18 protein-coding genes and 1 pseudogene are annotated in these 13366 nt (G+C 42.9%); 17 read left to right on the plus strand and 2 right to left on the minus strand.

The window, feature by feature from the left end:
- Positions 1-866: 866 nt before the first annotated feature.
- The 16 genes and pseudogenes from PPOP_RS23940 to PPOP_RS07220 all read left to right on the plus strand — a co-directional run bounded on the left by PPOP_RS23940 (position 867) and on the right by PPOP_RS07220 (position 9945).
- Positions 867-1028, plus strand: a complete 162-nt coding sequence (locus PPOP_RS23940; protein WP_234399714.1) for a hypothetical protein — start codon at positions 867-869, stop codon at positions 1026-1028.
- Positions 1029-1059: 31 nt separating this feature from the next.
- Positions 1060-1275: pseudogene (locus PPOP_RS23945) on the plus strand (polymorphic toxin-type HINT domain-containing protein); the annotation flags it as partial.
- The gene (locus PPOP_RS23950; RefSeq protein WP_234399719.1) at positions 1249-1410 is read left to right on the plus strand and encodes a hypothetical protein; all 162 of its coding nucleotides are present in this window, start codon (positions 1249-1251) and stop codon (positions 1408-1410) included. The pseudogene PPOP_RS23945 and the gene PPOP_RS23950, both read left to right, overlap by 27 nt.
- 267 nt (positions 1411-1677) lie before the next feature.
- Complete coding sequence (locus tag PPOP_RS07170) at positions 1678-1965, plus strand: immunity 53 family protein (protein ID WP_006285495.1); 288 nt, start codon at positions 1678-1680, stop codon at positions 1963-1965.
- 336 nt (positions 1966-2301) lie between these two features.
- A complete protein-coding gene (locus tag PPOP_RS07175) occupies positions 2302-2700 on the plus strand; it encodes a transposase (protein WP_052516589.1) in 399 nt (132 codons plus the stop codon).
- Positions 2701-2760: 60 nt separating this feature from the next.
- A complete protein-coding gene (locus PPOP_RS20245; RefSeq protein WP_006285496.1) occupies positions 2761-3009 on the plus strand; it encodes a hypothetical protein in 249 nt (82 codons plus the stop codon).
- Positions 3006-3260 (plus strand): DNA-binding protein, encoded by a 255-nt coding sequence (locus tag PPOP_RS07180; RefSeq protein ID WP_234399720.1) that lies wholly within the window; start codon positions 3006-3008, stop codon positions 3258-3260. The genes PPOP_RS20245 and PPOP_RS07180 overlap by 4 nt, the downstream gene beginning before the upstream one ends.
- A gap of 581 nt (positions 3261-3841) precedes the next feature.
- The gene (locus PPOP_RS23955) at positions 3842-4147 is read left to right on the plus strand and encodes a hypothetical protein (RefSeq protein WP_006285498.1); all 306 of its coding nucleotides are present in this window, start codon (positions 3842-3844) and stop codon (positions 4145-4147) included.
- Between the two features lie 655 nt (positions 4148-4802).
- Positions 4803-5681, plus strand: a complete 879-nt coding sequence (locus PPOP_RS23960) for a polymorphic toxin-type HINT domain-containing protein (RefSeq protein WP_042227784.1) — start codon at positions 4803-4805, stop codon at positions 5679-5681.
- 1 nt (position 5682) lies between these two features.
- Positions 5683-5958, plus strand: coding sequence for a hypothetical protein (locus PPOP_RS07195; protein WP_234399716.1), 276 nt, complete (start codon positions 5683-5685; stop codon positions 5956-5958).
- A gap of 538 nt (positions 5959-6496) precedes the next feature.
- Positions 6497-6772: a hypothetical protein gene (locus PPOP_RS07200; RefSeq protein WP_006285501.1), complete on the plus strand. Its 276-nt coding sequence runs from the start codon at positions 6497-6499 to the stop codon at positions 6770-6772.
- Positions 6773-7155: 383 nt separating this feature from the next.
- On the plus strand, positions 7156-7812 hold the full coding sequence (locus tag PPOP_RS07205) for a helix-turn-helix domain-containing protein (protein ID WP_006285502.1): 657 nt from the start codon (positions 7156-7158) through the stop codon (positions 7810-7812).
- Positions 7813-7847: 35 nt separating this feature from the next.
- Positions 7848-8699 (plus strand): polymorphic toxin-type HINT domain-containing protein, encoded by an 852-nt coding sequence (locus tag PPOP_RS07210; protein ID WP_006285503.1) that lies wholly within the window; start codon positions 7848-7850, stop codon positions 8697-8699.
- Positions 8700-8702: 3 nt separating this feature from the next.
- The gene (locus PPOP_RS07215) at positions 8703-8933 is read left to right on the plus strand and encodes an Imm32 family immunity protein (RefSeq protein WP_006285504.1); all 231 of its coding nucleotides are present in this window, start codon (positions 8703-8705) and stop codon (positions 8931-8933) included.
- Positions 8934-9120: 187 nt separating this feature from the next.
- Positions 9121-9288, plus strand: a complete 168-nt coding sequence (locus PPOP_RS22620) for a hypothetical protein (protein WP_159101815.1) — start codon at positions 9121-9123, stop codon at positions 9286-9288.
- Between the two features lie 255 nt (positions 9289-9543).
- Positions 9544-9945, plus strand: coding sequence for a MogA/MoaB family molybdenum cofactor biosynthesis protein (locus PPOP_RS07220; RefSeq protein WP_422730622.1), 402 nt, complete (start codon positions 9544-9546; stop codon positions 9943-9945).
- Positions 9946-10022: 77 nt separating this feature from the next.
- Here PPOP_RS07220 and PPOP_RS07225 read toward each other — a convergent pair whose 3' ends face one another.
- Positions 10023-10505, minus strand: coding sequence for a hypothetical protein (locus PPOP_RS07225; protein ID WP_006285507.1), 483 nt, complete (start codon positions 10503-10505; stop codon positions 10023-10025).
- Between the two features lie 1304 nt (positions 10506-11809).
- Between PPOP_RS07225 and rpoD the strand changes: the two genes are divergently transcribed.
- Positions 11810-12688: an RNA polymerase sigma factor RpoD gene (rpoD, locus tag PPOP_RS07230; RefSeq protein ID WP_006285509.1), complete on the plus strand. Its 879-nt coding sequence runs from the start codon at positions 11810-11812 to the stop codon at positions 12686-12688.
- A gap of 121 nt (positions 12689-12809) precedes the next feature.
- On the opposite strand, the gene PPOP_RS07235 is transcribed toward rpoD, so the two are convergent.
- Complete coding sequence (locus PPOP_RS07235) at positions 12810-13340, minus strand: hypothetical protein (protein ID WP_006285510.1); 531 nt, start codon at positions 13338-13340, stop codon at positions 12810-12812.
- Positions 13341-13366 lie beyond the last annotated feature (26 nt).

A 13366-nucleotide genomic window follows, 5' to 3' on the forward strand; every position in this document is an offset into this window, starting at 1 on the left:
GAAATGGAACGTAAACCGGATGTCGCTTGACGTGTCAGTTCCTTAAAAACTTCACGGATCAGCATGACCGGAGTCAACGGCACATAGCGTTCCTTCGGGTGCCAGGTTCAATGACTTTGTGGAACAAAGCCGTATTTCGCTTGGCCTTGGTAACCCAGTCAAAGTGGAGTGGTCATAAAGCCAACGGAGAAATGGAATCTGTTTGGCAAAAGGATGGGCGCTATGGGTATCTATTTTGAAAAGTCAAGTGGTTTTTTAGATATTTATCGAAATATTGTAGACACTTTTATAGTGTTGACTGATTACCAATTAGTGTATTGAACTGCATAGGTCATGTTATTTATTATGAAGTTACAACCAATAGCACATCTACCCTGCAACAAACACATATCGCTGGCAAGTAGCTTCTGCACTTTTGGGCTGCCATATTGAGCATTTTTTTCTTGCCAGACACAACGCGATCTGTTTGCATTGCTGAAGGGAGGTGAAACTATGAGTACCGTTGCTGCGAAGCCACAGCGCTTGAGGAAGCTAATACAGTACTATCCCTTGAATCACCGAATAAAGACAGCTTAGACTTGGTAGAAAAGCTTTATCAGATAGCATTCACCGTAATATATGAACCCATTCAACTATCTTTGTATAACCTCATCATTGGACTACTCACGTTCCTACAGAATTATGCCTTATACTGCCAAAAGGACTTTACCAAAAGTACAGGATTGAACGAAATGATTTCAGCAGATTTTTTTAAGCGATAAAGAACGAATACTGCTGCACTATGGACTGAGCGTTTACGCGCATAGTCTTATATACTATCACGAAAATTGCATTCAGAAAACACTATATTACGAGGAGAAGAGAATATGAAAAAATTTATAGCCTTGATATTAATTTTTGCTCTTTCATTTACAAGCCTTCCTCTTGCGTATGCAGATTTCGCGAATGGCACCTTGGTGCAGACTGAAACCGGATTCAAGCCGATAGAACAAATCCGGGTCGGGGGATCTCGTTTATGCACAAGATGAAACAACGGGAAAAACAGGGTATCATAGAGTTGTTCAGTTATTCCAGGGACAAGCGGATAAGACGTATCACATTACCGTAAATGGAATTCCAATCACAACATCCGGGGAGCATCCGTTCTGGGTGCACGGCCAAGGATGGGTGGAAGCAAGGCATTTGAAGGTTGGAGATCTGCTTCAAAGCCCAGAAGGCATGCCCTATCTGATCGACCGGATCGAGATGATGAACAACAGTACGTCCGCGTATAACTTCGAGGTTGAAGGAGTACATAATTATTTCGTTACGGAGTCGGAAATATGGACGCATAATGTCGTCGGGTCGATTGTAAAAGCGATAGTACAAGTCTTTACGAAAAACGTTGCAAAAAATGCTGAGCAAGAGTAAGAACAATATGAGGTATGACCCTAAGGCAACAGGAGAACATTCAACTTATAAACGTGACCCTCACACAGGGGAGATTACAAACTGGCAAAGATGGTATAAATCTGATCCGAGAAATCCCAATCCCTTTAGGCCCGGGGAGAGGACACTTTAATAAACAAACTAAGCAATGGGTGAACTCACCCCATGTTCATGATCCGAAGACACTAGGGGGAGTAAGAAATCCGTACCCTTGGGAAATTCCAGGTAAGCCTTAAGGAGTGTACATAAATGGAGATTTTAAAGTGGTTACAAGAGTGGTATTTCTCACAATGTAACGGAGATTGGGAGCATCAACACGGGATTAGCATAGAGACACTCGATAATCCAGGATGGTATGTTACCATAAATTTGAACGAGACGGAGTTGGAGAACAAGCAAGTGGATACGATTGAAATTAATCGCACCAAAGAAGATTGGATTTATTGTAAAATAAAGGATGGTTGCTTTACCGGTGCGGGAGGTTCAGGTAATCTTGAGGAGATACTAAAAATATTCTATCAGTGGGCAACAAATTAATTAACTGTACATGCCAAAATTAGCTGCAATTAAATGTAAAAAGAGACACCCTTGATTCTCTGTGTAAAATAGAAGTACCAGCAACCACTCTACGCAGAGGAGATCAAGAAATGTCTCATACGTATACGTTAACACAGCATCACCATTGGAACAATATCTTTCAGCAATGGAAACTCTCGTTGTTTTTTTCTAAAGCTGTCCTCAAGCACATCACTCACTTTGTAGATGGCATGTTGTCATCTGGATTTACAGGTACCTTAACAGACATACATCGCGAAAGCTTGCATCATCGGGATCGTAGAAGCTTAAGTCATTTTTTATCCCATGGGAAGTGGGATGAAACAAATCGTACGTAATATCGCCTATCAGCAAGTCAAATTCAGCGCTAAACACAAGCTCAACTTGCTTGATAATGGAGTCGTTCTTTTCTGCTGGAAAGCAGGAGAAGAACTGAACCCCAAGCAGGTGAAAGCTTTTCTAAGTACGGATGTTTCTCTAACCAACAAGCAGATTCTGAGCTATTATAGTAAGCGATGGTCGATTGAAACGTATTTTCGAGCGGCGAAGGTTCACCTCGGCTTGGAGCGATATCAGGTACGATCTACGAAAGCGATTGATCGTTACTGGTCGCTATTCTCTTTTGTTTCGATGTGCTATTTACATCGGGCAAGGCAATCTTTTGGATGGATTACACCAATATCGTCGAGAAAAAAAGCAACAGTGCACAAAATATAGCACAATGAACAAAAGTTAAAAACCCACTTCAAACAAATAGAGAAATATGGAGATTATAAAGTGAGGGATTTACCAGACGGGAGAATAAGGTACTATGGAGCAGTAAATCCTGCTGCAAGGCCTGGTGAAATGGCAGGAAGAAGATTAGTTAGGGAATGGAGTCCGCAAACAAGTAGAACAAGAACATGGCACGAGACTTTAGATCATGCTGGTAATATAAGACAAATTAGACCTGAAACTAAATTTACTGGCGGTAATAAGGTTCATTATCAATTCGATACGAATAGAAAATACATTGGACAATGGTGATACATTTGAAACAGCCGACAAAAGAAGAGACGCTTGGTAAATTACTATCAATTTTACATGGAAGTTTAACGAGGGAAGAAGTAGCCGATTGGGCTTCTGAATTTGTAATGCAAGATGAGCCCAGTGTAACTGATGAAGAGGTGTGGGATCTTTTGAAAATAGCCTCAGGAGTCGATATAAAAGCCTCGCCGGATGAATACTTGCATATAGAACAAGATATTATGAATTGGATAAATAAGTTTAAAAGATAAGAATGGCATTAACCTTGATTGGTTCGGGTTTGTCAAGAATTTTGTGTAGTGCGGCCGGGCAAGGTCGATAATGCTAGTGGGTGAGAGTCCCATCGGGATAAAGCCTAACCAACAGTCCTGTAGCTAGTTCTTGAAGGCGATTGGGTAGCCCTAATTTTTAACCCGACTTGTTCCATTTGCGAATGAAATCCATCGCAAAATTGGCCGAAGACATTCCTTCAGAAAAATAAATACTATACGAGGAGGAAAAAGATTAATGAAAAATCTTTTTTTGGTAATGATGCTGCTAGACTAAAAAGTAGACATGTAGTCACCATGGAAATCCTCATTATCATCCAAACCCATGGCAGAACCCTACACAACATGGATCAAATACTCCAGGATTACATCCTAATACTCCAAGGTGGTAGTATGATACCCATTGCTCACTATCTTTTTACAATTTCCTATAGTGGTTACTTTAACAAGAAGAACAGGCAAAGTTGGGCTGACCAACGTATTTTGAGGCAAGAAATAGTGGAAGATTGGCTAATTAATGTTTCACTAGCCAATAAAAGTTAACTGATGCCCTAAGTGATTTATTGATTTCAGAAAGACACAATATATATAATTTATTTCCTGCTAGTGATGCAATCATTGGATACTACTACTTAAAATATCTAGAGGGTAAGTTGTCGCTTCATGAATTATTATTACAGTGCGGGGACGAGGCAGATGGTGGTGAAGGTGCGACTGTCGAATGTGAAGAGTTTCATGCAATTTCAACTGCAATAGAAAAAGATGAAAGACTTGTTGAGGATACAATTTTTCAAGAAAAAATAGCTACATTGTTTAAACCTTTTAGAGTTATTGCTGAAAAGCAAAAAGAAGCTTTAGTAAATTACTGATTCTACTAAATTGTAGGAGTAATCGACACGGAACATGACCCTTTATTCATTGATATTCCATGGTTAACCAATCTAGTTTAACAGAAGATGTTAAGACGCCTACGTCTATGTAGGCGTCTTTTCTGTGCTAAATTAGTGTTGCATAATGATTTGGAAATAAGACAATTGAAATTGGGAAAGATGATTTTTCAACTTTTCATATTTCGTTATTTCAAGACCACATTTCGTTATTTAAAACTTTAAAAATCAGAGCTTTTTCAACACTCTGAAGACAAAACCGCTTTATGTTTTTCCTTTCTGTTTCTTCATAAAATGGATAAAATACAAAAAATATGCTTGTGTTGCACATAAATATATGGTAATATATGGGTTAAAAAAGGGTTGGCATTGGGAATAAAGGTTATCAAAACAAAGGAATGTATCAACGATATCTTATTGAACGAAATGATTTCAGTAGATTGCAGGAAACGTATCATCTAGGAAAAAAAGTGCTTGACTAGGTTGACGCTTGCCTACCCTTACTTGAGAAAAAGCATTTCACAATCGGATACTACACCTTCAAACATCCTGCAATGCCTGCACGGGGAAAAGACTCAACATTGCTTTCAGAAAATACGATACGAAAAGGAGAAGAGAATATGAAAAATTTATAGCCTTGGTCTTGTTGATGGCGCTTTCATTTACAAGCCTTCCTCTTGCGTATGCAGATTTCGCGAATGGCACCTTGGTGCAGACTGAAACCGGATTCAAGCCGATAGAACAAATCCGGGTCGGGGATCTCGTTCAGGCACAAGATGAAACAACAGGAAAAACAGGGTATCATAGAGTTGTTCAGTTATTCCAGGGACAAGCGGATAAGACGTATCACATTACCGCAAATGGAATTCCAATCACGACAACCGGGGAGCATCCGTTCTGGGTGCACGGCCGAGGATGGGTGGAAGCAAGGCACCTGAAGGCAGGAGATCTGCTGCAAAATGCGGACGGCAAGCCCTACCCGATCGACCGGATCGAGATGATGAGCAACAGTACGTCCGTGTATAACTTCGAGGTTGAAGGAGTACATAATTATTTCGTTACGGAGTCGGAAATATGGACGCATAATGTCGTCGGGTCGATTGTAAAAGCAATAGTACAAGTCTTTGCAAAAAATGCTGCGAAAAGCGCTGCGAGAAACACCACGAAAAGCACCGGAAAGGCGTCTAAGGGGACGGGGTATGGTGCTGATAACATTGCTAAGTATGATTTGCTGAAAAAAGACTTAAAATATACTGAAAGATATGGTTCAAATGGAAGGGTGCAATTACCTGATGGAAGAATTCGTTACTATGGGAAAATAGACGCGGCAAAAACCCCTGGGGAAATGGTAGGACGTAGAATGGTTCAAGAATTGAATCCTTCAAATGGGAATGTTAGAACATGGCACGAAACATTGAGTGGTACAGGAAATATCAGACAGGTAAGGCCTCAACTGGGACCAGGTAAGACACATTATCGTTTTGATCAAAATGGTAACTACATTGGAAAGTGGTGATATGTTGGAGAAACCAACTGTTGAAGAAATTGTCAGACGGTTAAAGAGTGTACTACAGGGAAATTTGAGTAGAGAAGAAGTTTCTAACTGGGCAGAGTATTGGACAAGAAAATTTCGAGACGAATTTAATTTAAACGAAGAGGACTACTTGATGTGGGAATACCTTGATGTTGTCTCGGGAATTGACTTGAAAGATACCCCAACAGAGTACCTGCATATTGATGAAGATATCTTGGATTGGATTAAAAGATTCGAGGAACAACAATTAAATCCTTGATCAGCTTTATGCCTTTCGGGTCTGTCAAAAGTTTTGTGTAGTGCGGCCGGGCAAGGTCGATAATGCTAGTGGGTGAGAGTCCCATCGGGATAAAGCCTAGCCAGCAGTCCTGTAGCTAGTTCTTGAAGGCTATTGGGCAACGAATAGCTTAAGCGTAGAACGGCAAAATAGCGGGCCGAAAGCGAAAGCTGAAGGGACTGAGCCTCGAAAATACGTGGAGACAGGCCGATGTAGTTACACATACAGAAGGGAATATCGGTTCGAGCATTTATGAGTTTGAGTCGGCACTCTCGGGTCTGAGAGCTTGGCACGTTAACATTGAGAATCAAGAACCGAGAAAATGGAGCAACATTCAGCCCTAATTTTTAACCCGGCTTGTTCCATTTGCGAATGAAATCCATCGCCAAATTGGCCGAAGACATTCCGGTAAGCTTAATCCCAAAATGAGTTACATTATGCAAATTGGAAATTTTGAAGGTATTCTACGTTCCTAAAATGCCTTCAGAAAACAACTGCTATACGAGGAGGAAAAAAATCAATGAAAAAACTCTTTTTGGTAATGATGCTTGCAGTATTTATGACTTTAGGTGGAACTTCTGCATTTGCTCAGGAAATACCTGTAACAACAAATTTAGAATTAGCTCAAAAAGTTCAAGAGGTTACTGCTTTTGAAACAGGAGAAACTTACGAGCAAAGTGTTTCCGAATCAAAAGTTCGAGAGGAAAGAAGTGCATTTTGGGTAAAAGTAGTGGAATCTGTGGTAGTTGAGGTAGCGACTGCTTTAATACTTCCAGATGTCGAACATTCTGAATAATATAGTAAATTGGCAGGATTACGGACAATCCCAAATTACCACCATTTGGCAAAAGAATCGTTGTTTGGATTCTTTTATTGAATCCGTTCTCATATATATTATGAGGAGGCTGATTATGAAAAGAATAGGTTTGTTTTATTAACTGTGCTCTTGTTATTTTCTAGTGTTCTTGTATTTAGATTTTTGCAAAATTATTTTTTTGGTTGGTGGCAGGGCTGTATTTGAAGAAAGCTTTAGCCACACCTTGACCGAGGCCAAGAACACTCGTGACTTCAGTCATGGGTGTTCTTGGCTAATTCATAAAAAGTGAGTAAAAATAAAAAAATATGCTTGTGTTGCACATAACTATATGGTAATACATGGGTCGGAAAAGGGGGGTGGCATTGGGAATAACGGTTATCAAAACAATTGGAGAACTTATTCAGGACACCAGGCGTTCTTTAGATATAGCATTAACACAATTATCAAAAATGTCAGGTGTTCCAAAAGGGACAATCTCCAAAATTGAGAATGGTGATGTCAAACGACCTGAATTTGAAACGGTACGCCCGCTGGCCATGGCGTTGAATATCCCCCTTGACACACTGATCGATTATGATATAGAGATTGAAACAAGATCAGAGTCTTTGCGGTGTATCTTGCAAACAACAATCCAACAATGTCAACATGTTGAGCTGATACGAAAAGTAGCAACCAAATTTCTTGAATCGCCAAATGAAGACAGTCTTGATGTAACAGAAAAGCTTTATCGAACCATTACATCCGTCGAGAATACCTCCATTAAACTTTTATTATACGACCTCATCATTGATTACTCACGTTCCCACGGAATTATGCCTTACATTGCTCAAGGAATGTATCAACGATATCTTATTGAACGAAATGATTTCAGCAGATTAAAGGAAGCGTATCATCTAGGAAAAAATGTGCCTGACTATGTTGACGCCTGCCTACCCTTACTTGAGAAAAAGCATTTCACAATCGGATACTACACCTTCAAACATCCTGCAATGCCTGCACGGGAAAAGACTCAACATTGATTTCAGAAAACACGATACGAAAAGGAGAAGAGAATATGAAAAAATTTATAGCCTTGGTATTGTTGATGGCGCTTTCATTTACAAGCCTTCCTCTTGCGTATGCAGATTTCGCGAATGGCACCTTGGTACAGACTGAAACCGGATTCAAGCCGATAGAACAAATCCGGGTCGGGGATCTCGTTTATGCAAAGGATGAAACAACGGGAAAAACAGAATATCATAGAGTTATTCAGTTATTCCAGGGACAAGCGGATAAGACGTATCACATTACCGTAAATGGAATTCCAATCACGACAACCGGGGAGCATCCGTTCTGGGTGCACGGTCAAGGATGGCTGGAAGCAAGACATTTGAAGGCGGGAGATCTGCTTCAAAGCCCAGAAGGCACGCACTATCCGATAGATCGGATCGAGATAAAGAACAACAGTGCGTCCACGTATAACTTCGGAGTCGAAGGTGTACATAATTATTTCGTTACGGAGTCGGAAATATGGACGCATAATTTCGTCGCACCGATTGAAAGAGCGATAGTACAAGTCTTTGCAAAAAATGCTGCGAAAAGCGCTGCAAAGAACGTTGTGCAAAACTCCGGAAAAAGTGTCGGAAAGGCGTCTAAGGGGTCTATTAGTAAAGGTTTAAGTAACCCTTTCAAAGGAAAAACATTTAGAGAAATTGATGATATGTTCATGAAAAAGCGCTTTGAAAGGAGAGGGAATGATCCACTGAATGGTAGAGGTGGATATGTTAATCCAACAACTGGTCGTTCTTATTATCTTGATAGAGGAGGGTATTATAAAAGAGGTTATGAGCCTCCTCATGTTGATGTAAATCGACTAAAAAATAATAAGAGTGGACTACCAAAGAAAAAATATTTTTTAGGGGAATAGTATATGAAAAATAGATGGGTAACATTTGAATACAATGACCGTGATGAAAAAATTGAAATACATGCCAATGAACTAGGGCTAAAGTTTCTTATTAGCCAATTAGAAAAACTTCTAATAGAAAAGAGTGATTTACATTTAATGACACCTAGTTGGGGTGGAGATGAGTTATCTGAAGAAAAGCAGTGTGAGACGAATAAACTTATAAGCCATGTAAAGATTTTTCATTGGGAATAGGGTCTATCAAGATTTTTGTGTAGTGCGGCCGGGCAAGGTCGTTAATGCTAGTGGGTGGGTGTCCCATCAGGAAAAAGCCTAACCAGCAGTCCTGTAGCTCGTCACGACGGATGGCGATCCGAAGTCCGTCAACGCCAGTGTATCTCATTATATCGATCCGGTTCATGGCCGATTAAGTATATTGCGCATGCAGGAAGTAGCGGAGTCGCGGCTGGATGAGCAGCATCAGATTGCGAAGATGATTATCCATTCGATCTTGTCGGCGCAGGAAAATGAACGCAAGTGGATATCACGCGAGCGTACGGCGTACGGTGTGACGATGAGACGGTACACTTTCAAGGAGGCATTGCGATGATGAAATCATTCCGATTTGGTGCTCTAGCAACGTTGCTAGCCCTGCTAATGTTCGTCAGCACCGCTTGCGCTCCCGGCGCGCAGAAGGAATAGGCGGAACTGACCGTATCCGCGGCGGTAAGCTTGACGGACGTCCTATCGGAAATCAAGACCCAATTTGAATCGGCCCATGCCGGGGTTCGGCTTCATTTCAACTTCGGAGGATCGGTGGCGCGGTGAACGAAAAGATACGAGTACGCAGGTGATTCGTTAGTTGGTGGAAGAAGAGCTGCAAGGTGACATTATCGATTACCGGATCGTACCCAATGAATTGCATGACATCGCCGCGTCCCTTATCGAGCTGGCCGATGATCATCATGCAGACCTCGTCATTACGACGGGAGGGACCGGGCTGGCTCCGCGCGATGTAACGCCGGAGGCTACAATGACAGTAATCGAGAGAGTGGTGCCCGGACTGCCTGAGGCGATGCGCGCCGCTTCGATGCTCAAGACGCGCCGGGCGATGCTGTCACGCGGGATTTGCGGTATCCGCAACCGTACGCTTATCGTGAATCTGCCGGGCAGTCCGCGGGGTGCGTACGAGAATTTGATGGCGATTATCGATCAACTGCCGCATGCGCTTCGTATTCTAAGCGGACAGGAGAGCGAGCATCGCTGATCTCGGAAAAGGGAGCCGTACATGTCGCATTAGACGCCGCAGACGCTGAGGAAGTACGAACTGCGATGATTGTAATTTCATTCATATCTCAGGAAAAGATAGTATAGTACCCCCAGAAAAGCGACCCCAACACCAATGCCGAGCAAGCTGCCGATGATCATCAGTTTGATGCCCTCCTTAATGGACTTTTTTTTCTTTGATTTTCTTAGATTGTGACTTGCCGCAACGCTGATGAGAGAAATCCCCTTGTGATCACAGGGAAGCATGACGAGCCTCGGCGTTCCTTCCGCAAAGAATTCAATAAATTTGCTCAAAAATAGTTTTTCTGACTTTTTGCCCAGATGGACATGCATTTCCGCAATCATACTTATTGAACTCCCTTCTTCCTCGAGCACGGCACAGAGCGCTTCAAATAAAGTAAAAATATCATCTTCATTGCAAGCAGAGGGAAGGGGGGCCGAAAGTAAAATAGAACCGCCTGCTGTTATTTTCTCCATCGAAATGCGGTCGGAAACTGAAATCTCATCGCGCTTACTATTGGTCGAATCGAAATGAACCATTTATGATTACCCCCAGCCAAAAATCATGGATATGGGTCTAATATTAGCATATTATATATTGATTGGCATGTACTTACATGGTAATATATACTCAAATAATAAAAAAAAGGGAACAATATAGGTTGTTATCCAAAAGTCGAGATAAAATTTGGAGGGATGAAAATGAGTTGATTTCTGAAATTTACTTTAGGCCTAACGACATGATTTGTTTTTTATCCGTTTCTATGTTATCTATTTCGAAAGTATCGATCCTACCCAACTTGTTAGAAAAGAAAATAATAGGACTGAACTCGTAAAAGTACTTGAAAAAAAGAAAACGGAAGAAGGAAGCTGCTTGTTGCTGGTGTTGAAACAAGAGAATAATGAATGGAGATGAGCGAATGAGAAGATTTCCTGTTCCAAATCATCAAAATGTTTGAGTAGAAGTTTTTTATTCTCCCTTCTTAGCACTTTGATTTTATTCGATAATTTCCACACATAAAGTAACAAGAAAATATTAATAAGAAGTGGTGCTAAACCGAAAATTTCCATATTAATCGAAGCACTTCTCTTTAACTTCTGTGATACCCACTAATTCTGCTATTAATGCCGCCAGTGCATCCCTTATTGCAACCGTTTTCTCGGCGACACTTGTAGCACCTACCAATAATATTGATGCTTCCTTTACCCCACACCGATTGCTAAACTGCAACCCCACCATCCCCGTTTTACCCTAGGTCTTTCACCCTTTTCTTCATTGTAGACAATAATGTCTATATTCTGACTTCTAAAATGTTGAGTGACAGCCTCCCAATCGTAAATTGAGGGAGTCTGCTCTTTATGCATTGATGCAGAATAAATGTCAAAGTATTTTATGTAAAAAATATGATGTCTAGACACTTTTAAAACTCTAAGATAGTAGGAGACTCCCCTTAGTAATTTACTATAATATATTATCGATAAGTGAGCAAATTTGAACATTTGATAAAAAATTCCTTTCCAAAACCACCTCTACCCTTTACATTCCCGCCCTCGGCGTGGGGTCGTTGCTGCCATATGGCAGGATGGAAGTGGTTTACATTCTTCGAAGCAGTAGGGATCAAAAAAACTTCCCGCCTATGACGAGAAGCTGTATGTACAGTTCACACAAAAATTGAAAAACAATCGCTTCTTCAATAATTGTATTGAAATTATCACGAAAGTATGATAAACTATCCGTTGTCAATTATATATACGCCCATCACATGTTTATCTTAGCACATTCGGCATATTGCGTCAAGAGTAATATCTATACATTCCAGGTAGCGGGTTACAGGGGGGATTAGATGCTTATGAACAATCAACAGGAGAACGACCTGATGTTGCCATCCGGGATCAAACTCGACGACCCTGTGCGCATGTACCTAAAAGAGATAGGGCGTGTACCGCTGCTATCCGCAGAAGAAGAGATCGAATTGGCCAAGCGGGTCGTCCAGGGGGATGCCGAGGCGAAGCAGAGACTCGCGGAGGCGAATCTCCGTCTGGTCGTCAGTATTGCAAGACGGTATATCGGGCGCGGCATGATGCTGCTCGATCTGATTCAAGAGGGCAATATGGGCCTGATGCGGGCCGTGGACAAGTTCGACTACACGAAGGGCTACAAGTTCAGTACGTATGCGACATGGTGGATTCGTCAGGCAATTACAAGGTCCATTGCGGATCAAGCGCGGACAATTCGGGTTCCGGTTCATATGGTAGAGACGATTAACAAGCTCAACCGGATCTCGAAGGATCTGCTGCAGGAGCTTGGCCGGGAGCCGACGCTGGAAGAGATCGCGCTTAAGATGGAGATTACGCCGGCTAAGGTTCGGGAGATTATAAAGATCGGCCAAGAACCGGTCTCGATGGAAACTCCTGTCGGCGACGAGAACGACTCCAGCCTGGTAGATTTCATCGAGGATCAGGAGGCGCTGGCTCCGGCGGATGCCGCGGCTTATGCGCTGCTGAAGGTTCAACTGGAGGATGTGCTCGACACGCTGACTGAGCGGGAGCAGAACGTGCTGCGTCTCCGCTTCGGCTTGAATGACGGCCGCACCCGGACGCTTGAAGAGGTAGGCCACGAATTCGGGGTCACCCGCGAGCGCATCCGGCAGATCGAGGCCAAGGCGCTGCGCAAATTAAGACATCCGAGCCGCAGCAAACGGTTGAAGGATTTTCTCGAATAAGCGGGTCTAGTTGCCGCCATGATACGACTCATAAGATATGATATGCTGCTGAGGGGCACGCGTTCGCTGCGCGTGCCCCTTTTGCGTCTGTGATGCGACACGCCATTTTCAAGTTGACAAGCTAATCGCCAAGGAGCTGAAGCGAAGCGAGAACCTGCATTACGAGGGCGTCCAGTTCGCCCAGATGACGCTCGTCAATGGGCTGCCTGAACGTTAGCACAATGCGGTGCGTCCCTTCGTCCGCAAGGGGGGAGGCGGACCCGGCCCGTGGCAGGACGGGAACCGTTCGTTCCTGCCGCACCATGGCGGCGTTCCCCCAGAGGGCGGCCAACCGTTGGCCCATCTCGTCCGCCTGCGCCGTATAACCGCCCGCAAGCTCGAAGAACAGCATCAGCCGGGCGCCGGGCTCTACCCCGACAAGCCGCAGCCCCCGCAGTTCGGCAGAGAAATCTGCCAATCCGCTCGCAAGCGTCAATACGGCAATGCAGGCTTTCCCAGGCCGCTGTACCCGCATGCGGAATGTCCGCCCGAACCCAGCCAGATCGAATAGATCCTCTCGCCCGATGACGAGCCATTCTCCTTCATGATCCAGATCATAGATTTTACCTTCCAGTACAACCTTGAGATTGTCGAAAATCGTAGGATCAAACATGGGGCCAAGCCTCCTGCGCAACATGT

It is taken from the genome of Paenibacillus popilliae ATCC 14706 (genome assembly GCF_000315235.1).
GTDB lineage: Bacteria > Bacillota > Bacilli > Paenibacillales > Paenibacillaceae > Paenibacillus_B > Paenibacillus_B popilliae.

Bases quoted from the DNA above. Each gene is read 5' to 3' on its own strand.
- PPOP_RS07195 (WP_234399716.1), top strand. From the start codon at position 5,683: ATGTTGGAGAAACCAACTGTTGAAGAAATTGTCAGACGGTTAAAGAGT.
- PPOP_RS22620 (WP_159101815.1), top strand. From the start codon at position 9,121: ATGCAGGAAGTAGCGGAGTCGCGGCTGGATGAGCAGCATCAGATTGCG.
- PPOP_RS07200 (WP_006285501.1), top strand. From the start codon at position 6,497: ATGAAAAAACTCTTTTTGGTAATGATGCTTGCAGTATTTATGACTTTA.
- PPOP_RS07175 (WP_052516589.1), top strand. From the start codon at position 2,302: ATGAAACAAATCGTACGTAATATCGCCTATCAGCAAGTCAAATTCAGC.
- PPOP_RS07170 (WP_006285495.1), top strand. From the start codon at position 1,678: ATGGAGATTTTAAAGTGGTTACAAGAGTGGTATTTCTCACAATGTAAC.
- PPOP_RS07235 (WP_006285510.1), bottom strand. From the start codon at position 13,340: ATGTTTGATCCTACGATTTTCGACAATCTCAAGGTTGTACTGGAAGGT.
- PPOP_RS23940 (WP_234399714.1), top strand. From the start codon at position 867: ATGAAAAAATTTATAGCCTTGATATTAATTTTTGCTCTTTCATTTACA.
- PPOP_RS07225 (WP_006285507.1), bottom strand. From the start codon at position 10,505: ATGGTTCATTTCGATTCGACCAATAGTAAGCGCGATGAGATTTCAGTT.
- PPOP_RS07215 (WP_006285504.1), top strand. From the start codon at position 8,703: ATGAAAAATAGATGGGTAACATTTGAATACAATGACCGTGATGAAAAA.
- rpoD (WP_006285509.1), top strand. From the start codon at position 11,810: ATGCTTATGAACAATCAACAGGAGAACGACCTGATGTTGCCATCCGGG.
- PPOP_RS23950 (WP_234399719.1), top strand. From the start codon at position 1,249: ATGAACAACAGTACGTCCGCGTATAACTTCGAGGTTGAAGGAGTACAT.
- PPOP_RS07210 (WP_006285503.1), top strand. From the start codon at position 7,848: ATGAAAAAATTTATAGCCTTGGTATTGTTGATGGCGCTTTCATTTACA.